The 20,185-nt window shown below is 66.7% G+C and carries 14 protein-coding genes; 6 read left to right on the forward strand and 8 right to left on the reverse strand.

Annotated elements, in window-relative coordinates:
- On the reverse strand, positions 1–363 hold the full coding sequence (locus ASC94_RS00535) for a hypothetical protein (protein WP_056389198.1): 363 nt from the start codon (positions 361–363) through the stop codon (positions 1–3).
- Between the two features lie 76 nt (positions 364–439).
- On the opposite strand from ASC94_RS00535, the gene ASC94_RS00540 reads away from it, so the two are divergent.
- From ASC94_RS00540 to ASC94_RS00560, 5 genes are all read left to right on the forward strand, one after another.
- Positions 440–1,363 (forward strand): LysR substrate-binding domain-containing protein, encoded by a 924-nt coding sequence (locus ASC94_RS00540; RefSeq protein ID WP_056389200.1) that lies wholly within the window; start codon positions 440–442, stop codon positions 1,361–1,363.
- Positions 1,364–1,474: 111 nt separating this feature from the next.
- A complete protein-coding gene (locus tag ASC94_RS00545) occupies positions 1,475–2,668 on the forward strand; it encodes a CaiB/BaiF CoA-transferase family protein (RefSeq protein WP_056389203.1) in 1,194 nt (397 codons plus the stop codon).
- A complete protein-coding gene (locus tag ASC94_RS00550; protein WP_056389206.1) occupies positions 2,665–3,603 on the forward strand; it encodes a hydroxymethylglutaryl-CoA lyase in 939 nt (312 codons plus the stop codon). The genes ASC94_RS00545 and ASC94_RS00550 overlap by 4 nt, the downstream gene beginning before the upstream one ends.
- A 93-nt stretch (positions 3,604–3,696) precedes the next feature.
- Positions 3,697–5,001 carry an MFS transporter gene (locus ASC94_RS00555; RefSeq protein ID WP_056391947.1) on the forward strand — a complete coding sequence of 435 codons (1,305 nt, stop codon included), beginning with the start codon at positions 3,697–3,699 and terminating at the stop codon, positions 4,999–5,001.
- Between the two features lie 127 nt (positions 5,002–5,128).
- Positions 5,129–8,266: a TonB-dependent receptor gene (locus ASC94_RS00560; RefSeq protein WP_056389209.1), complete on the forward strand. Its 3,138-nt coding sequence runs from the start codon at positions 5,129–5,131 to the stop codon at positions 8,264–8,266.
- A 249-nt stretch (positions 8,267–8,515) separates the two neighbouring features.
- On the opposite strand, the gene serB is transcribed toward ASC94_RS00560, so the two are convergent.
- From serB to ASC94_RS00595, 7 genes are all read right to left on the reverse strand, one after another.
- A complete protein-coding gene (serB, locus tag ASC94_RS00565; RefSeq protein WP_373888088.1) occupies positions 8,516–9,382 on the reverse strand; it encodes a phosphoserine phosphatase SerB in 867 nt (288 codons plus the stop codon).
- Positions 9,382–12,834 (reverse strand): transcription-repair coupling factor, encoded by a 3,453-nt coding sequence (gene mfd, locus ASC94_RS00570; protein WP_056389213.1) that lies wholly within the window; start codon positions 12,832–12,834, stop codon positions 9,382–9,384. The genes serB and mfd overlap by 1 nt, the downstream gene beginning before the upstream one ends.
- A 162-nt stretch (positions 12,835–12,996) precedes the next feature.
- Positions 12,997–14,952: a phosphatase PAP2 family protein gene (locus ASC94_RS00575; RefSeq protein ID WP_056389216.1), complete on the reverse strand. Its 1,956-nt coding sequence runs from the start codon at positions 14,950–14,952 to the stop codon at positions 12,997–12,999.
- 77 nt (positions 14,953–15,029) lie between these two features.
- Positions 15,030–15,761, reverse strand: a complete 732-nt coding sequence (locus tag ASC94_RS00580) for a carbonic anhydrase (protein ID WP_056389219.1) — start codon at positions 15,759–15,761, stop codon at positions 15,030–15,032.
- Positions 15,762–15,855: 94 nt separating this feature from the next.
- Positions 15,856–16,800, reverse strand: coding sequence for a 5'-nucleotidase (locus tag ASC94_RS00585; protein WP_056389222.1), 945 nt, complete (start codon positions 16,798–16,800; stop codon positions 15,856–15,858).
- A complete protein-coding gene (locus ASC94_RS00590) occupies positions 16,800–18,098 on the reverse strand; it encodes a GAF domain-containing protein (RefSeq protein WP_056389226.1) in 1,299 nt (432 codons plus the stop codon). The genes ASC94_RS00585 and ASC94_RS00590 overlap by 1 nt, the downstream gene beginning before the upstream one ends.
- An 11-nt stretch (positions 18,099–18,109) precedes the next feature.
- A complete protein-coding gene (locus ASC94_RS00595; RefSeq protein WP_082615976.1) occupies positions 18,110–19,216 on the reverse strand; it encodes a serine/threonine-protein kinase in 1,107 nt (368 codons plus the stop codon).
- A 106-nt stretch (positions 19,217–19,322) separates the two neighbouring features.
- Between ASC94_RS00595 and ASC94_RS00600 the strand changes: the two genes are divergently transcribed.
- Complete coding sequence (locus ASC94_RS00600; RefSeq protein ID WP_056389232.1) at positions 19,323–20,063, forward strand: serine/threonine-protein kinase; 741 nt, start codon at positions 19,323–19,325, stop codon at positions 20,061–20,063.
- The last annotated feature ends 122 nt before the right edge of the window (positions 20,064–20,185 follow it).

The raw sequence follows: 20,185 nt of genomic DNA on the forward strand, positions 1-20,185 counted from the left end.
TCAATCCGGCATCGGGCGGTTGTCGTTCAAGTCCTTGATGCCGCGCACCAGGCGGTAGGCGGACCACAGCCATGCCACGACCCAGATCGGCACGGCGACCACCAGGCCGATGAAGGTTGCCGCGAAGATGATCCCGACCACGAACCACACCAGATACCACCAGAAGGTGCGGATCTGCCAGCTGTGGTGGCTGTAGACGAAAGTGCCTTCCGTGGAGGGGCGCTGTACGTAATTGATGATGAGCACTAACAGCGACAGGGTGCCCATGGAGAACACGAAAGCCACGCCGTGCAGCAGGTAGAGCCACCAGGCGGTGTTCTTGGCCGATTCCAGCCGGGTATCCAAAGCGATTTCGCTTGCCATGCTTGCTCCTTGCTAAGTTGATATGACAGTGTAGCGAATCTTTGACGCTTTGGGCACTCCTGTTAAAGTGCGCGGCATGGCTATCAATAATCTCCTGCGCAAACTGGACCTGACCACCTTGCAGCTGTTCCTGGCGGTGCAGGAGGAGGGCACGCTCACGCGCGCCGCCGAACGCGAGGCGATCGCGGTATCGGCGGCCAGCAAGCGGCTGGTGGACCTGGAGCAGGCCATCGGCGTGGCGCTGTTCGCCCGCAAGGCGCGCGGCATGGAACTGACCCCGGCCGGCCATACCCTGCTGACCCATGCGCGCCGCATGCTGCTGAGCGTGGAGAAGATCGGCGTGGAGCTTGCCGAGCATGCCCAGGGGGTGCGCGGCTATGTGCGCATGGTGGCCAACCTGTCGGCCATCGTGGAATTCCTGCCGGAGGACTTGCGGGCCTTCCTGCAGCTGCACGGACAGGTGAAGCTGGACCTGGAGGAGCGGCCCAGCGAAGGCGTGGTGCGCGGCGTGGAGGATAGCTGGGCCGACATCGGCATCTGTTCCGGCGACGTGGACACGCGCGCGCTGCACGCGCAGCTGTACCGGCGCGACCGGCTGGTGCTGGTGATGCGTGCCGACCATGCGCTGGCGCAGCGCGGCCGGGTAGCCTTCGCCGATACGCTGGCGTGCGACCACGTGGGCCTGCACGTGAACAGCTCCATCAACTCGCGCATGCACCTGGCAGCGCGCGAGGCGGGGCGTGCGCTGCAGGTGCGCATCCAGGTGCCGGGCTTCGACGCGGTATGCCGCATGGCGCAGGTGGGCATGGGGCTCGGCGTGATCCCGTTCGAGGTGTTCCAGGCCATCGGCCGCCCGCTCGGGCTGGTGGCCGTGGAGCTGGCGGACGAGTGGGCGCCGCGCGAACTGAAGATTATCGTGCGCGATCCCTTGTCGCTGTCGCCGGTGACGCAGGCGCTGTTCGACCACCTGCGCGGCGCGGAGGCGCGCGCCGCCGGCTAAGGCTCTCCCCTCTGAGCGTTCGCGTTTCGCGAACGCAGCTTGCATTCTTACGGTTGGACGCTGCCGCCGCCGTTCTCTATCCTGACCTTCATTCATCAGGAGGAGACAAATATGAGTGGACCACTCACAGGCATCAAGGTGATCGAGATCGGCACCCTGATCGCCGCGCCGTTCGCGGCGCGCATGATGGCCGAATTCGGCGCCGAGGTGATTAAGATCGAGGCGCCGGGGGACGGCGATCCTATCCGCAAATGGCGCAAGCTGCATGAGGGCACGTCGCTCTGGTGGTATCTGCAGTCGCGCAACAAGAAATCCATCTCCATCAACCTCAAGTCGGAAGAGGGCATCGCCATCGTCAAGCGCCTGGCCGCCGGGGCGGACGTGCTGATCGAGAACCTCAAGCCGGGCGCGCTGGAGAAGCTGGGCCTGGGCTGGGATGTACTGCATGCGCTCAATCCCGGGTTGACCATGGTACGCATCTCGGGCTACGGCCAGACCGGCCCGTACAAGGACAGGCCGGGCTTCGGCGCCATCGGCGAAGCCATGGGCGGCATCCGCTACACCACCGGCGAAGCGGATGGCGTGCCGGCCCGCGCGGGCGTGAGCCTGGGTGATTCGCTGGCCTCGCTGCACGCGGTGATGGGCGCGCTGATGTCCGTGCTGCGCGTGAAGACCGGGCAGGGCGAGGGGCAGGTGGTGGACGTGTCGCTGGTGGAGAGCGTGTTCAATCTGATGGAAAGCCTGGTGCCCGAGTATGACCTGCTGGGCCACGTGCGCGAGCGCAGCGGCGGCGCCTTGCCCGGCATCGCGCCTTCCAACACCTACCCGACGCGCGACGGCGCCTACGTGGTCATCGCCGGCAACAGCAATCCCATTTTCAAGCGCCTGATGCAGGTGATCGGCCGGCCCGACCTGGCCGGCGATCCGGCCTTCGCGCACAACGACGGGCGCGCCGCGCAATCGGCGCTGCTGGACGCGGCCATCGCGGGCTGGACCTCGGCCAACAACATCGCCGACGTGCTGGCGGCGCTGGAGGAAACCGGCGTTCCCGCCGGCCGCATCTACTCGGCGGCGGACATCGTGGCGGACCCGCACTACCGGGCGCGCGGCATGATCCTGAACGCGGAACTGCCCGGCGGCACGCGGGTGAAGATGCCGGGCATCGTGCCCAAGCTGTCGGACACGCCGGGCGAAGTGCGCTGGCAAGGCCCGGCGCTGGGCGAGCACACGGCGGCCGTGCTGGCGGAACTGGGCATGGCGGCGGCGGACATCCAACGCATGAAGGACGAGGGGGTGGTGCAATGAAGGGCGAATACATGGTGATCCAGGAAGTGTCCCCGCGCGACGGCTTGCAGATCGAGCCGGCCTGGGTGCCGACGCAGGACAAGGTAGCGCTGATCGACGCGCTGTCCGAGGCGGGCTTCACGCGCATCGAGGCGGGCTCCTTCGTGTCGCCCAAGGCCATACCCGCGCTGCGCGACGGCGACGAGGTGTTCCGGCGCATGCGGCGCCAGCCCGGCGTGATCTACGCGGCGCTGGTGCCCAACCTGAAGGGCGCGCAGCGCGCCATCCTGGTCGGCGCCGATGAGCTCAACCTGGTGATGTCCGCCAGCCAGGCGCACAACCGGGCCAATATGCGCATGGATTGCGAACAGTCGCTGGCGGGCTTCGCCGAAATCTGCGCCCACGCGCGCGACAGCGGCGTGCTGCTGAACGGTACGGTGGCCACCGCGTTCGGCTGTCCTTTCGAGGGCGCAGTAGCAGAGGACCGCGTGCTGGCGCTGGTGGACCAGTACCTTGAGCTGGGCATCGCCGGCATCACCCTGGCCGACACCACGGGCATGGCGCAGCCGCGCCAGGTGGCCCGGCTGGTGCGCCGCGTGCGCGCGCGGCTGCCAACGTCCGTGCTGACGCTGCACTTCCATAACACGCGCGGCCTGGGCCTGGTCAACGTGCTGGCGGCCTATGAGGCGGGCGCGCTGCGCTTCGACGCCGCCTTGGGCGGCCTGGGCGGCTGCCCGTTCGCGCCCGGCGCGTCGGGCAATATCTGCACCGAAGACCTGGTCAATATGTGCGCCGAGATGGGCATTGCCACCGGCATCGACTTGCCCCGGCTGATTGCCCTGTCGCGCGGCCTGCCGGCCTTGCTGGGGCACGGCGTGCCGGGCCAGGTGGCCAAGGCGGGCCGCAACTGCGACCTGCATCCGCTGCCGGAAGCCCTGGCGCGCCAGGCAGCCTAACCCTTTCCCCCAGCCCCGAAATCAATGACCGGCCCCTGCGAGGCGGCCGGCAAGGAGACCCGCATGTCCAATCGCATTGCCAATCAATCTGCAATGGCCGCTGCCCAGGCGGCCGCCAGCGCCAATCCCGGTGTGGACGCCGTCGTGCGCAAGGTGGCGTGGCGCATCATGCCGCTGATTATGATCTGCTACCTGTTCGCCTTTTTCGACCGCATCAACATCAGCTTCGCGAAGTTCCAGCTGCAGGGCGACCTGGGGCTGAGCGATACTGCCTACGGCCTGGGCGCCAGCCTGTTCGTGGTGGGCTACGTGCTGTTTGAAGTGCCCAGCAATATGTTCCTGTACAAGGTAGGCGCGCGGCGCTGGATCGCGCGCATCATGATCTCCTGGGGCCTGGCGACGGCAGCCATGGTCTTCGTCCGCAGCGACTGGCAGTTCTACGCGCTGCGCTTCCTGATCGGCGCCATGGAGGCCGGCTTCGCGCCCGGCGTGCTGTACTACCTCACGCTGTGGTTTCCGGCCGCGTTCCGGGGCCGCATCACCTCGCTGCTGTTCCTGGCCTCCGCCTTGGCAGGGCTGATCGGCGCCCCGGTCTCCGGGCAGATCCTGGCGCACATGGAAGGCATGGCGGGCATGCGCGGCTGGCACTGGCTGTTCCTGCTGGGCGGCGTGCCGTGCGTGGCGCTGGGCCTGGTGGTGCTGAACCAGCTCAAGGACCGCATCGAGGACGCGCAGTGGCTGACGCGCGACGAACAGGCGCTGCTGCGCGGCAGCGTGGCGCAAACGTCGCCCAGGGACGGCGGCCACTCGCTGCTGGGCGCCATCAGGACGCCGGGCTTCCTCACACTCGGCCTGGTCTATTTCCTGATCCAGATCGCTTCCTACGGCCTGAATTTCTGGGCCCCGCACCTGATCCGCAGTGCGGGTACGCAAAACCCCGCCATCATCGGCTGGCTGACGGCGGTGCCGTATGTGTGCGGCGCCGTCACCATGGTGCTGGTGGGCCGCATGTCGGACGCCAGCGGCGAGCGCCGCAAATTCGTGGCGGGCTTGCTGGTGCTGGCGGCGCTGGGCTTCGTCAGCGCCGGCTGGTTCGACAAGAACACCGCGCTGCTGATCGTGGCCCTGGGCGTGATGGGCGCCGGCGTGGTGGCGGCCATCCCGGCCTTCTGGGCGCTGCCGCCGAAACTGGTGACCGGCGCGGGCGCCGCCGGCGGCATTGCCCTGATCAATACGCTGGGGCAACTTGGCGGCATCGTCAGCCCGGTGATGGTGGGGCGCATCAAGGACCTCAGCGGCAGCACCACCCCGGCGCTGTACGCGATCGCGGGCCTGACGCTGCTGTGCGCGCTCATCGTGATGATTGGATTGCCGCAGGCGCTGCGCAATAAGGAGTAAGCGCGCCCGTCGGCAGGAAACAGTCAAATTGTTGACGAATTCTGTGAAATGTTTGCGCCTATTATTGATCGCACAAGGCGCATTTCACCTTGCTAGCTCACCACAAAAAATATTAGGGGACCTACGCATGCCATTAGTCAACAACTCCTGTCACTCCGTCCAGCCCACAGCCTGCGCCGCCGCCGTCGCGGGCGCGCTGGCCTCATTTGCCGCACTGGCCATGGCGGCTTCGCCGGCCGCCCGGGCGCAGGACGCCCCGGCGGCCGGCACCAGCGTGGTGGTGGTATCGGGCACCCGCCAGTCGGTGGCCAGCGCCATCGACCGCAAGAAGAACGCCAGCACGGTGGTCGACTCCATCGTCGCGGAAGATATCGGCGAATTCCCGGACAAGAACGTGGGCGAGGCGCTGTCGCGCGTGACCGGCGTGCAGCTCTCGCGCGATTTCGGCGAAGGCTCGCAGGTCAACATCCGTGGCGTGGAGGCCAACCTGAACCGCATCGAGATCAACGGGCTGTCGGTACTGAGCACCAACGGCACCGCCGGCCGGGGGGCGGAACTGCGCGAGCTGCCGGCGGAGCTGATCAAGTCCATTGACGTGTTCAAGGGCGTGACCGCCGACCAGACCGAGGGCGGCATCGGCGGCACCGTCAGCATCAAGACCAATATGCCGCTGGACTTCAAGACCCGCGCGCTGGTGCTGAAGCTGGAAGGGGAGCACAGCACCAACCGCGGCGGCGCGCAGCCGCGCGGCAGCCTGCTGTTCGCCGACAAATTCCTCGACGGCCGCCTTGGGCTGATGGCCAACCTGGTGTACGACAAGGTCTACACCCAGAACGACTACGTCCGCAACAGCAACTGGCGCTACTTCCGGGACTGGGACCAGTCGCCGGAGAAGACCAACGCCAGCCTGAATCCGCGCGCCGCCGCAGTCGGTTCCAAGGACGGCTGTGCCGCCCTGAGCGGCGCAGACAAGACTGCCTGCGACAGCCAGTGGTTCGACTATTCGCCCGGCGTGCCGCGCTACGGCATCTGGACCCGCGACCACGAGCGCTCCAGCGCCGAACTGACCGCGCAGTACAAGGTGAGCAATGCGCTGAACGTGTGGGCGCGCTACAACAAGAACGACCAGAAGCAGCAGCTCAACGACCGCAACTACGTTACCGATTTCGGCGCCGTGAAGCGCTTCTCCACGTCCGGCGTGGCGCCGGTGTACGGCGCCAACGGCGCGCCATTGAGCACGCCGGCCGCGTCCTGCGCCGAGCCGCCGACCGGCGTCACGCCGCCGGGCATGTCCTTCACCAACCACGTGATGACGTCCTTCAGCGCGGGCAACTGCATCAACGTGCCGGGCGAGGGCGCTTCCTACAACTTCAACACGGCCGCGCGCGACTTCGCGCTCAATATCAATTCCGACTACCGCTCCGGAGGCTTCAACTACAAGAGCGGCGCCTGGTCGGCCGAAGGCCTGGTGGCCAAGACCAAGTCCTTCTATGAACTGCACACCAATAACATCGTGCTGGACGCAAACATCCCCGGCCTGCAGGTGAAATTCGACGAGCAGGGCTTGCCGAAATTCGTCTTCCCGGCCAACTTCGATCCGAGCAAGAGCAGCAGCTACACGCGCATCCGCTCGCAGTACCAGCCGTCGTTCACGGACAATACCGAAGACCAGGCCAAGCTGGACCTGAAATACCGTCCCGACATGCCCTTCCTGACCACGCTGCACTTCGGCGGCCAGGGGCGCAAGTCGACCTCCGCGCAGTACCGCTGGACCGGCTACCTGGCCAGCGGCGGCGCCAATCCGGACAGCACGGCCGACGACATCATCGTGCGCAGCCCGGAAGTGGTGCACGAGATTATCTTCGATCCGCTCAACACCAGCGGCGTGCTGCGCAGCGGCGGCGCCACCATCCCGGGCGCCGGGCTCACGGCCAACAACACCACGCGCTACGTGACCGCGCCGCAGATGGCCAACCTGGTGGACGCCATCCGGGTCAACACGCCCGGCAGCTTCCTCAACGGCTACGACGGCTTGAGCGGCTATCCGTCCAGCTGGATGGCGCCCAGCTTCGCCAACTCCGCCCAGTTCTTCGACCTGAGCCGCTACAACCACGACCTGCTGCGCGAGTCCATCGGCAACGACGGCAAGACCTACCCGATGCCGCCGCAGTTCGCGGTGGAGGAACGCATCAAGGCCTTTTATGTGCGGGCGGACTTCGAGCATGAACTGTTCGGCGTGGCCTTCGACGGCAATATCGGCCTGCGCTACGCGGGCACGGAAACGCAGGCCACCGGCTTGCGCTCCTACCGCGCCTATTCGGCGAACCCGACCACCGGCGCGCGCGTGGAAACCGTGCTGGCCAACGAGATCGTCACGGTGAAGAACAAGTACAGCGACACGCTGCCGAGCTTCAACCTGGCGGGCTGGCTGGTGCCCAACACGCTGGTGGCGCGCCTGGGCTGGGGCAAGGTGATGTCGCGGCCCTTCATCGACCGCCTGACGCCGACCGTCAACTGCATTGCCAACAGCGGCCAGTCGAAATTCGGCGGCGACGGCAGCGCCGACGACTGCACCGGCGGCAATGTCAACCTGAAGCCCTTCCGCGCCACCAACAAGGACCTGAGCGTGGAATGGTATCCATCGCGCGATTCGCAGCTGTCGCTGGCCTTCTTCCGCAAGGATATCGCCAGCTACATCCAGAACGACGTGATCCTGCCCGGCCAGGACGTGTTCGGCGACGGCCGGCTGTGGGACCTGAAGACCTCCATCAACAGCGAAGGCGCGGTGACCAAGGGCTGGGAGCTGGCCGGCCGCACCGCGCTGACCATGCTGCCGGGGCTGCTCGGCGGCCTGGGACTGGACGCCAACTACACCCGCATGTCGTTCGCCTACGCGCCCGGCAAGGAGCTGCTCAACCCGCTGGACAACACGGTGCTGCCGTATCCCGGCATGTCGCGCAACAGCTACAACGTGGGCATCTGGTACGACCTGGGCCAGTGGAACGCGCGCCTGGCCTACAACTACCGCGACGCCTACTACACCGGTTCGGTGGACGCCAACGCGTCGCTGCCGGTGTACGGCGAGGCGGTGGGTTTCCTGGACGCGAAGATCCAGTACCGCGTGAACGACAACCTGACCATTTCGTTTGAAGGGAAGAACCTCTCGGATGAAGCGCAATACCTGAACTCCGGCTCAACCTCGCGCCGCAACGAGATGGCCTGGTCCGGCCGCCGCTACTTCGTGGGCGCGACCTACAAGTTCTGATGCGTGGCACTGCGCCGGGCGGGCAAACTTGCCGCCCGGGCGCATGCTATCAAGTGCAGTTTGTGAACCATCGTTAGCGCCGCATCGCTATAGCTGCAGCTTATCCAGTAATCCCGCTGTCCTTCGGCGGGCAGTTGCCATCGCGCCGTTAGTGTTCCACCGCCATGGTGGTCTGCCCACCCGGTAGCCGTATTGTGCCTGGCCAAAGCCGGTTGCCGCTGCTTAGTGGCGGCAATTCAGCGGCGCCGCTCAGGCCAGCAGGTTCAGGATGCCGTCCAGGCCGACGAAGTTCAGGGCCACGCTGGCCTGTTCGCGCACCACGGGCTTGGCGCGGAAGGCGACCGACATGCCGGCCACGCTCATCATTTTCAGGTCGTTGGCGCCGTCGCCCATCACGATGGCTTCGGCGGTGCTGATGCCCAGCGAGGCGCAGCAGTGCTCCACGGTGCGCTTTTTCACTTCGGCGTCCACGATCTCGCCCAGCACATCGCCGGTCAGCTTGCCGTCCACGATTTCCAGCTCGTTGGCCAGCGTGTAGTCCAGGCCCAGGCGCTCTTTCAGGCGCGCGGTGAAGAAGGTGAAGCCGCCCGAGACCAGCAGCGTTTTCAGCCCGGCGCGCTTGACGGCGGCCAGCATGTTCTCGGCGCCGGGCGAGAGCTGCAGGCGCTCGTCGTACACGCGCTCCAGCGCCGAGGCGTCCAGGCCCTTCAGCAGCGCGACGCGCTTGCGCAGGCTGGCGGCAAAATCGAGTTCGCCGCGCATGGCCGCTTCGGTGATCTCGGACACTTGCGGCTTCAGGCCCTGCATGTCGGCGATTTCGTCGATGCACTCGATGGTGATGAGCGTGGAGTCCATGTCCATGGCCACCAGCTTGTATTCATCCAGCTTGTGCACGCCCATCATATAGGTGGCGTCCAGCTGGGCCGCGTGGGCAGCCACTTCGATGGTCTGGCGCAGCGCCACGGAATAGGTGATGCCTTCGCAGCGGATGGCGTTGTCGGAAATGCGGACGATGCGCTGAGGCGCGGTCAGCGCGGCGATGCGCTCCAGGCGCGCCATGCAGTTGCCCAGGCCTTGCAGCACCAGGTTCATCGTGTGGTCGTTTGCGTTCTTCATCAGGCTACCAGTTGTTTGATTGCGGTCTTGATTTGCGTCACCCGCGCTGTCAGGTCGGGCATGTTCGCGGTGATCTTCAGTTTATCCTGCCCGTTGAGCTTGATCTGCTTGTTTTTTTGTATCAGCGTGATGATGCGCATCGGATCGATCGGCGGCTTGGGCATGAACTGCAGCGTGGCCGCTTCGCCGTGCGCGTCGATCTTGACGATGCCCACGGTGGCCGCCGCGATGCGCAGGCGGTGCGTTTCAATCAGCGCCTTGGCGGCTTCCGGCAGCTTGCCGAAGCGGTCGATCATCTCTTCCTGCAGATCGTCGATCTTGTCCTGCGCCGAGCAGTTGGCCAGGCGCTTGTAGATCGACAGGCGCTCGTGCACGTCGCCGCAGAAATCGGCCGGCAGCAGGGCCGGTACGTGCAGGTTGATCTCGGTGGTGGTCGACAGCGGGGCGGCCAGGTCCGGCTCCTTGCCGGCCTTGAGCGAGCGCACCGCCTCGTTCAGCATGTCGGTGTAGAGCTGGAAGCCCACTTCCAGCATTTCGCCGGACTGGTTCTCGCCCAGCACTTCGCCGGCGCCGCGGATCTCCAGGTCGTGCATGGCAAGGTAGAAGCCGCTGCCCAGTTCTTCCATCTGCTGGATCGCGTCCAGGCGGCGCTGCGCCTGCTTGCTCAGGCTTTGTACGTCGTTTACCAGCAGGTAGGCGTAGGCCTGGTGGTGCGAACGGCCCACGCGGCCACGCAGCTGGTGCAGCTGCGCCAGGCCGAATTTGTCGGCGCGGTGCATGATGATGGTGTTCGCGGTCGGTACGTCGATGCCGGTTTCGATAATCGTGGTGCACAGCAGGATGTTGTAGCGCTGCGCCACGAAGTCGCGCATCACTTTCTCCAGGTCGCGCTCGTGCATCTGGCCGTGCGCCACGGCGATGCGCGCCTCCGGCAGCAGCTCGGTGAGCGCGGCCAGGCGGTTCTGGATGGTTTCCACCTCGTTGTGCAGGAAGTACACCTGGCCGCCGCGTTTCAGCTCGCGCAGGCAGGCCTCGCGGATGATGCCTTCGTTCTCGCTGCGCACGAAGGTCTTGATGGCCAGGCGCTTCTGCGGCGCAGTGGCGATCACGGAGAAGTCGCGCAGGCCTTCCAGCGCCATGCCCAGCGTGCGCGGGATCGGCGTGGCGGTCAGCGTCAGCACGTCCACTTCGGCGCGCAGGGACTTCAGCGCTTCCTTCTGGCGCACGCCGAAGCGGTGCTCCTCGTCGATGATGACCAGGCCCAGGCGCTCGAACTTCACGTCGTCCGACAGCAGCTTGTGGGTGCCGATCACGATGTCCAGCGTGCCGTCCGACATGCCTTTGATGGCCTGCGCGATCTCCTTGCCGGTGCGGAAGCGCGACATTTCGGCAATGCGCACCGGCCAGTCCGCAAAGCGGTCGGCGAAGGTCTGCGCGTGCTGTTCGGCCAGCAGCGTGGTGGGCGCCAGGATGGCCACCTGCTTGCCGCCCATGACGGCGATGAAGGCGGCGCGCAGCGCCACCTCGGTCTTGCCGAAGCCGACGTCGCCGCACACCAGGCGGTCCATCGGCTTACCGGACGTCATATCCTTGAGCACGTTGCCGATCGCCGCGGCCTGGTCCGGCGTCTCGTCGAAGCCGAAGCTGTCGGCGAAGCGCTCGTAGTCGTGCGCCGAGTATTCGAAGGCGTGGCCCTGGCGCAGCGCGCGGCGGGCGTAGAGATTGAGCAGCTCGGCGGCGGTGTCGCGCACCTGTTCGGCGGCCTTGCGCTTGGCTTTCTCCCACTGGCCGGAACCAAGGGAATGCAGCGGCGCGTCGTCCGGCGAAGCGCCGGAGTAGCGCGAGATCACGTGCAGCTGCGATACCGGCACGTACAGCTTGGTGTCCTTGGCGTATTCCAGGTGCAGGAATTCGGTTTCGCCTTCGCCCAGGTCCATGCTGGTCAGGCCCATGTAGCGCCCGATGCCGTGGTTGATGTGCACCACGGGGTCGCCGATCTTCAGTTCGGACAGGTCGCGCACCATGGATTCGACCTGGGTGACGGCTTCCTGCTTCTTCTTGCCGGCGCGGCGGCCGGAACCGGCATACAGCTCGGTCTCGGTGATGAAGACAATTTGCCCTTTGCCCGCGGACCATTCGAAGCCCGCGTGCAGCGGCGCCACGCCCAGCATCAGCTTCGCGTCCGACTGCACGAAGCCCTCGAAGCCTTCCACCGGCGCCAGGGCCAGGTCGAATTCGGCGAAGTATTGCTGCAGCGTTTCGCGGCGGCCGTTCGATTCGGCGCACACCATCACGCGGCGGCCGGACTGCAGCAGGTAGGCGCGCAGGTTGGTGAGCGGGTCGTCCAGGTGGCGGTTGACGGCGATGTTGGGCACCGGCGCCGAGATCTCGGAAGCCTGCCCCAGGTCTTCGCGGCTGATGCTGATGCGCGCGTGCGGCTTGGCCAGCGTGAAGAACTGTTCGTCGCCCAGGAAGATGGCTTCCGGCGCCAGGATGGGGCGCTCGCGGTCCGACCTCAGGAAGCGGTAGCGCGACTGCGTATCCAGCCAGAAGCGCTTGATGGCGGCGTCGATGTCGCCCACCATGGCCAGGGTGGAGCCTTGCGGCAGGTAGTCGAACAGCGTGGCCGTCTCGTCGAAGAACAGCGGCAGGTAGTATTCGATACCGGCCGACGCGATGCCGCTGCTGATGTCCTTATAGACCACGGAGCGCGAGGGATCGCCCTCGAACTGTTCGCGCCAGCGGCTGCGGAACGTGGTGCGGGCCGCTTCGTCCATGGGGAATTCGCGGCCCGGCAGCAGGCGCACCTCGCTCACCGGATACAGCGAGCGCTGGGTATCGGCGTCGAAGGTACGGATGGTTTCAATGGTGTCGCCGAACAGGTCCAGGCGGTAGGGCAGCGCGGAACCCATGGGGAACAGGTCGATCAGGCCGCCGCGCACCGAGTATTCGCCGGGAGACATTACTTGCGTGACGTGGGTGTAGCCGGCCAGCGTGAGCTGGGACTTGAGCCTGGCCTCGTCCAGCGACTCGCCCTTCTTGAAGAAGAAGGTGTAGGCCGCCAGGAAGGACGGCGGCGCCATGCGCACCAGCGCCGTGGTGGCCGGCACGATCATCACGTCGCACTGGCCGGTCTGGATCTCGTGCAGCGTGGCCAGGCGCTCGGACACCAGGTCCTGGTGCGGCGAGAAGGCGTCGTAGGGCAGGGTTTCCCAGTCCGGCAGCAAATGGCAGCGCAGGCTGGCGTCTCCGCCGCCGGCGAACCAGGGAATTTCGTCGAGCAGGCGCTGGCCGTCGCTCGCGTTGGCGACGATCACGGCCAGCATCTGGCCGCGCGCCTTCAGTTCAAGCGCGGCTTGCGCCAGCGCGTAGGCGTCGGCGGAACCATGCAGGGTGGGGAGCGCAAAGCGGTTGCCAGGCTTCGGGAGTGCTTTTTTTAAGTCAAAGGACATCGATGACATCTATGAATTGTTGAGCGCGCGGGAAAGGTCCCCGCGCGCTCCGCACATTATAGACGATGGTACTCTTCGGCGGGTTACGCTACGCTAACCCGCCCTACGGTTGTCGGGGGGCGTAGGGCGGGTTAGCTGCGCAGCAGCGTAACCCGCCGGCCGTCAGACGCTCAGCTTGAGCTGCAGCCCGTTATCTGTATAGACAGCTTCCACCTTGAAACCGGCTACCGTGATGGTGTCGAACTTGCCTTTCAGGCTGGCGGCCGAGATCACGTTCAGGGTGTCGCCGGCGGCCGGCTTGTAGCCGTTCTGGAAGCTCACGGTCAGGCTGCCGCCCGCCACCGTCATGGTGCCGCCCACCGACAGGCGGCCTTGCTGGCCGCTGCCCAGTTTCAGCTCCAGGGCGCCGGTGGCCAGCTGGGTGTAGCCTGCCGCCAGCGCCAGGGCGGCCGGTGCGTTGCATGCCAGCGTGCCGCCGCTGACGTAGACGTCGCCCTTGCCGAAGGCGTTGGCCGACGTGCCTTCCAGGCGGCCGCCTTCCAGCACGGTGCCGCCGGTCCAGCTGTTGTTGCCGTCCAGTTTCAGCGTGCCGCTGCCTTGCTTGGTCAGCTTGCCGCTGCCGGAGATGTCGTTGCGCCAGCGGTCATTGGCGTTGAAGCCGCCCTTCGCAGCGTCCATGGACACCACCACATTGCCGGTGAAAACGCCGTAGCCATCGGCTGCGGCGAACAGGTTCAAGCGCCCCCAGCCCTCGGCGTCGTCCAGGATGGGATAGCCGGACGGCAGCGCGGTGGTTTTCAGCACCACGCGGCGCTGCGCCTCGCTCAGGTAGGGCAAGCGGGTTTCCAGCAGTACTTCGGCGCCTTTCGGCACCACGGCCGGGGCGGTGGTCGGGCCGACCGGCGCGAAGCCGTAGGTCAGGCGGCGGATGTAGGCGGCCTTGATGGTGGCGTAGTCCGAGAAGCGGTCGTTGGCGGGCGTGCCGGAGTGCGCGTAGTCGTAGAACGTGTCGGCGGTGGTGCCGGTCTTGAGCATCAGCGTGGCGCGGGCTTGCGACACGGCGGCGCCCTTGGTGGCCGCCGTGGCCGGGTCCAGCAGGTTGGCCGCCACCACGGCCTGGGCCTGCACGCGGCCGCTGATCACGTCCAGCGGCGAGTGCATGCCGGCCAGGATGCGGTTCTCGCCCAGCTCCAGGCCGCGCGTGATGATTTCCTGGTAGCGTTCCGGCACCGCATAGGCCATGCCCAGCGCGCCGCGTACCGCTTCGGCCGCGTGGCCGCTGGTGTAGCCGCCGTCGGTGGCGGGCGTGCTGCTCTTGGCCGGGTTCAGGGCCGGCACCACCACCACGCTGCTGCTCCAGCGGTAGGGGCGGGCGTACTTGTAGAAGCGCTTGGCCGGCTCGGTGGAGCCGTTGTTGCCCATGGCGTTCACCAGTGCGACCACGTTGCCGAATTCCGGGTTGGCGCTGCCGGCCACGCCGGTGTTGTTGCCGCTGTCGTTGTACAGCACCGTGGTGGCGTCGGCGGCAATGCCGGTAATGCTGGTGGTCTGGCGCGCGGCGCTGCGCCAGGCTTCGGTGAGCGGACCCATGCCGTCGCTCAGGCTGTAGCCCTTGGCGCGGCGGTCGTCCAGGTAGGCGGCCAGCTCCTGCTCCTTGGTTCGGGCGGCAGTGGCTTTCACCACGTAGTCGATATTGGCGTTGTGGACAGCAGCGTTGACGATGGTGCCGCCGGCCGTGCCGTCGTTCGGCACGCCGGTCCATACGGAGGCCGTGACGGCCGGGAAGCCTGCAACGGCCGGCGCGGTTTGCCCGGCGTCGACGATTTCGGTGAGCGGCCTCCAGATGTCGAGCATGCCGATCAGCACGCGCACGCCGGCATTGGTGGCGGCGGTGGCGTAGCGGGCATCGCCGCGCTGGTTGGTGGCGGCGTTGTCGACGAAGGCGGGCACGTTGGCCGGCGCGGGCGCCGTGTCGGCGGCGCCGGCGTCGGCTGGTGCGGCGGGAATGGCCAGCAGCTGCGGCGCGTTGTTGTCCGAGCCGCCGCAGGCGGCCAGCGCCAGGGCGGCACTGACCGCGAGTGCCAGCGGCAGGCGGCGCAACAGATTCAGGTCTTGCATGGGGTTCCTTGAAGGTAGTGGCAAAAAAACTACCCGCATGCTACCCATGCAATGTTACGGCCTTGTGACCGCTAACATCAGTCCAGTACGGGGCGGCCGTTCAGTGCCTGCACCGGGCGGTTGTTGGGATGGTGGATCAGTTCGGAGAACTCGGCCACCTGGGCTTTGGAGACCGTGACGGGGCTCTTCATCACCAGCCAGCGCACGCCTTCCGAGCACGGCGGCGTGGTCAGCGAGCCGCTAAAGCGGTAGTAGCCGCGCTTGGCCGGCAGCAGGGCGGCGGCGCTCAGCGGGGACGACAGCGCGGTCTTCACGTTGGCTTCTTTCGGCAGTTGCGGCCAGAGCGCGGCCAGGGCCTTGTTTTCGGCGCCTTCCTTGAACATCACGGCCACCACGGCCAGGTTGCCGTCCTTGTCCGCATGGACCAGGTGCACTTCCAGCGGGTAGGACACGCCGGCGATCAGGTTTTCGCTGGGCGCGTGGAAGTGGTACTGCTTCAGTTCAAAACGTTCGCCGTCCAGCCACAGGGCGCTGCCCGGGGTGAAGCCCACCTGCAGCGTGTGGCCGTTGTTGAGCACTTCGTTGCCGCCTGCCTGGTATTCCATCTTCAGCGGCTTGAGCGCGGCGTGGATGGTGCCTTTGACGTCGACGGGCGACTGGTTCTTGCCGTTGCAGGCGTAGTTGTCCGGCGTGAGCTTGGCCCACTGGTCCGGGCCTTCTGCGCCGGCGTAGCCCCAGTGGCTGGCGTCTGCAGCGAAGGCGGCGTGGCTAAGGCAAGCCATGATGGCCGCGAGTGCGTATCGTTTCATTGTTAAAAGCTCCATGGTTGAGTGCGCCTTCTTCTGGGGAGAGGCGTCCCGGCTAATATACGCGGAAACGTGGCGGTCGTTGATTACAGGAAACTTAAGAGTCGGCCGGCTGTGTTGGATTCGCAACGCCGAAGGGCACGTGCACCATGGGGATGGTGCCGCCTTCGGACTTCAGGTGGCTGAGCTGGTCGTCGAAGAAGATGTGGGGCTTGAGAATGGACAGCACGCGCGCCTTGTCCATCCCGCCCAGGAAGAAGGTCTCGTTGGCGGACACGCCCCAGTCCTTCAGCGTGGTGACCACGCGTTCATGCGAAGGCGCGCTGCGGGCGGTGACGATGGCGATGCTCAGCACGCGCTTGTAGCCCGGGTCGCGCCGCAGCAGCGCGGACTCGTAGCGCTGCATCACGTGCAGCTTGCGGAACAGGTCCGCCAGCGGGCCGGGACGGTGCGGGATGGCCACGCGCGCGGTTTCGTGGGCATGGAATTCCAGCACGTCGTTGTTGCGCTTGTAGACGGTCTCGGATTCGTCGTCGGCGATCACGCCGTCGAAGTCGAAGGCCACGCGCAGCTCCATGTCGTCCTCGTCGTCCTCGATCAGCGAGGGCAGCACCAGGCCGGCCGGGTAGTTGTTGGCCAGCGCGCTGCGCACGTCGGCCGCGTTCGCGCTGAGGAACAGCGAGGTGTTGAACGCCGGCAGATAGGTGTAGGGCGACTTGCCGGTGACGAAGGCTGCGCGCGAGATGTCCAGGCCGTAGTGGGCGATGGACTTCATCACGCGCAGGCCGGTCTCGGGCGAATTGCGCGACAGGAGCACCACCTCCACCGGCATCTGGCCGGGGAAGTGCTTGTTGATGTTGAGGAAGCGGCGGATGAAGGGGAAGGCCACGCCCTTGCCCAGTATCGTGCCGATATTGGCTTCCTGGTATTTGCGGTATTCCTCTTCGCCGCTTTCTTCGTACACCTTGTGCGAGGCGCTCAGGTCGAACAGGGCGCTGGAGGCGATGCCGATCACCAGCTTGTTGTGGATGGGGTAGGACATCAGGCCTTCCGCAGCACGCCGCTGACCTGGAAGCGGATTTCGCCATCCGCGCCGGGCGTGGTGGTGATGTGCAGTTCGCTGATGCCGTGCTGCGCGGCCACCAGCAGCAGCGGGCTGACGGCGTTGGCGATCAGCGCCTGCTCCACGCCCGGCAGGGCAGGGATGGGCGGGCGCGCGGCGGCGGCGACGATGGTGGCGTCGGCGTCGGCGTCGGCGCTGGCATCGGCGCGGGCATCAGCGCCGGGAGCGACCTGCGGGATGGCGCGGGCAGGCGGCGCAGGGCGTGCCGGGGGCGGCAGCGTGTCGGCCGGGGACGCGTCGGCGGCGCCGAAGAACTGGTTCACCATCCAGCCGAACTCGCGCCGCGTGGTCACGCAGTAGATCGGCGTGGCATTCGGGAACACGCGCTGCACCGCGCCGCTGGCTTTCAGCTGGTCCGGATCCACCGCCAGGATGAACAGGCCGTGGCGGCCTTCCTCGATCGGCATCCATTGGTTCTGCACCACGTATTCGCGGTTGAAGCTGTCCAGCAGGCCTTGCGGGCGCCGCCGGTCCACCTGGAACATGAAGTAGGGCACGCCGAAGAAGTCGGCCAGCGCGCGGCCCACCAGCGCCGGCTTGATGGCCAGTTCGTCCAGCAGCACGTCCTCGATATCGGCGTTGCGCGCGGCCGCGCTGCGCAGGGCCAGCTCCAGCTGCGCGCGCGGCAGCACCGCCTCCGACAGCATGGCCGCGAAACGGCTGCGTTCGCGCGCGGGCGCCTTGTGGCGCTGCGCGAAGGCGATGGCGATCGAGTCGCACAGGTGCTGCACGCCTTCCTCCACCATGGCGTCGAAGGCGCCGCCCTTGTGGTTGTTGATCAGCTGGAGCACGCCCAGCACCGCGCCGTCCTCGGCCAGGATGGGCGCCACCAGCATCTGCTGCGTGCGGTAGCCGGTGCGCCGGTCCACGCCCTGCTGGAAGCACAGCGCCGCGTCGTGGCGGCGCAGTTCGGCCTCGTCGTACACGTCCAGCAGGTTGAGCGTCTTCTTCGACAGCGCGGCGTAGCCGGCGATGCTTTGCGCCGAGATGGGCAGCTTGAGCTGCTTGAACGAGGCCAGGCCGGTCTTCACCTTGGACACCATGCTGGCCCCGTCCTCGGACAGGGCGTAGATGGTGAGCCGGTCGCCGCTGAACAGCTCGCACAGCTCGGCCGACATCTCCAGCATGATGTCGTCGATGTCCTGGGTGGCGTGGATCTTGTTGGTCAGCTGCTGCAGGCGCTTGAAGAAATGCAGCCGGTCTTCGGCGGAGGTCATGCCGGCCTTTCTCAGCGCCTGCCGTCGGTGCGCACGCCGGGCGGCGTGGTGACCACGGTGGCGTCCTGGTCCACTTGCGGCGCCGCCGTCGGCAGCGGCAGGCCCACGCCGGAGACCTGGGTGGCGTCGGGATCGGCGCCGGCCGGGAAGGGCGGCAGCGTGCGCGCCGGCAGCGGCATGGTGGCGTGCGCGGACGCCCCGGCGCCAGCGCCGGCCAGGAAGGCATTGGGCACCCGCGCCTGCGGCGGCATGGTGTCGTCCAGGCCCACTTCGTCGCCGTTGAGGGCGCGCTTCAGGTCTTCCTTGAAGCTGCGCGCGCTCGGATAGCGGTCTTCCGGGCGCTTGGCCAGCGCGCGCAGCACCACCCGGTCGAACATGGGGCTGATCAGGGGATTGAGGGTGCTCGGCAGCGCCGGCTGCTCGTAGACGATCTTCTGCTGCACGGCGAACAGGCCCTGGCCCACAAAGGGCTTCTCGCCGGTGAGGAACTGGTACAGCACGATGCCGGCGGCGAAAATGTCCGAGCGCGGGCCCACCGCCTGGCCGGTGATCTGTTCCGGCGACATATAGCTGGGCGTGCCCACCATGGTGCCGGCCTCGGTGTGCTTGGCATTGACGTCCTGCATGCGGGCCACGCCGAAGTCGGTCAGTTTCACGCGCAGCTGGCCGCTGAGCATGATGTTGGCGGGCTTGATGTCGCGGTGGATGATGCCTTGCTGGTGGGCGTAGTCCACCGCGTCCAGCAGTTCGCAGGTCATGCGCACCGAATCTTCCAGCGTGAAATCGAGCGAGAACACCTGGCTGTCGTCGAAGTAGCTGCCCAGTTCCTCGCCGGCGATCAGCTCCATCACCAGGTAGGCCTCGCCGTTCTCTTCGCCGAAGTCGTACACGGTGACGATGTTGGGGTGGTTCAGGCGCGCGACCGCCTGCGCTTCCTGCGTGAAGCGCGCGGAATACTCGGCCCGCATGGCCGGATCGTCGATCCGGCCCATGTGGATGACCTTGATGGCGACCCGGCGGTTCAGCTTGGGGTCGACACCTTCATAGACCAGGCCCATCGCGCCGCGTCCCAGCACGCGCAACAATTGATACCGGCCCAGCTGCTTCAATTCATTCATGTGGCTGTGGTGTGAAGTGACGAGGTATTAAAAACGAAAGATTCAGTTTATAGCAGAAACGTCTCGCCGTATGATAAGCGAATGACAACCTTGTAATCCAGCGCCTATGCAAATAAATATCGGCAGCGTGCTGCACGGCCGGGCCGGCGGCTACCTGCTGCGGCGCATGCTGGCGCCCGGCGTGTGGCTGGCCGACGCCCCCTGCGGCGGCGCCGTGGCCCTGAAGCTGGCGCCGCCGCCGGCCTTCCCGCCGGCCGGCCTGCTGCATCCGCGCATCGTGGCGGTGCTGGACGTGGCGGCCGCCGGCAGCGTTCCCTGTTTCGTCATGGAGTACGTCGGCGGCCCCGCGCTGCCGGCGCTGCTGGGAGCCGGGCCGCTGCCGCCGGCGCGCAGCGTGGCGTGGATCGCACAGTTGCTGGAGGGGCTGGCCTGCGCGCATGCGCAGGGCGTGGTGCACCGCGACGTCAAGCCGTCCAACCTGCTGATCGACGCCGGCGGCAGCCTGAAACTGTCCGACTTCGGCCTGGCCAGCCGGCCCGGCCTGGCCAGCGCGCATGGCACTCCCGGCTACATGGCGCCGGAGCAGATGCGCGGCCAGGCCGACTGCCGCAGCGACCTGTTTGCCGCCACCGTGGTGCTGTACCAGATGCTGGCGGGGCGCCGGCCATACCAGGGCACGCCCTTCCAGCTGATGCAGCAGGTGCTGCTGGAGCCGCCGCCGCCGCTGCCGCCGCCGCTGGCTGCGTTCGAGCCGCTGATCGCGCGCGGCCTGGCGAAAACGCCGTCCGGACGCTATCAGCATGCGAGCGAATTTCGGGACGCCCTGCTGGCAACGACTTATGCATAAGCCGGCGCATCTGGCAATGCATTTTGGCCAACAATTGCGTATCAAAAAAGAATTATTTTCTGCAATATTTTGGCGGTTTTCAAGTATAGTCGTGCTCCAAAAGTGGACTGATCGCCAAGGGT

Origin of the sequence: Massilia sp. Root418 (assembly GCF_001425265.1) — a bacterium.
GTDB lineage: Bacteria > Pseudomonadota > Gammaproteobacteria > Burkholderiales > Burkholderiaceae_D > Rugamonas.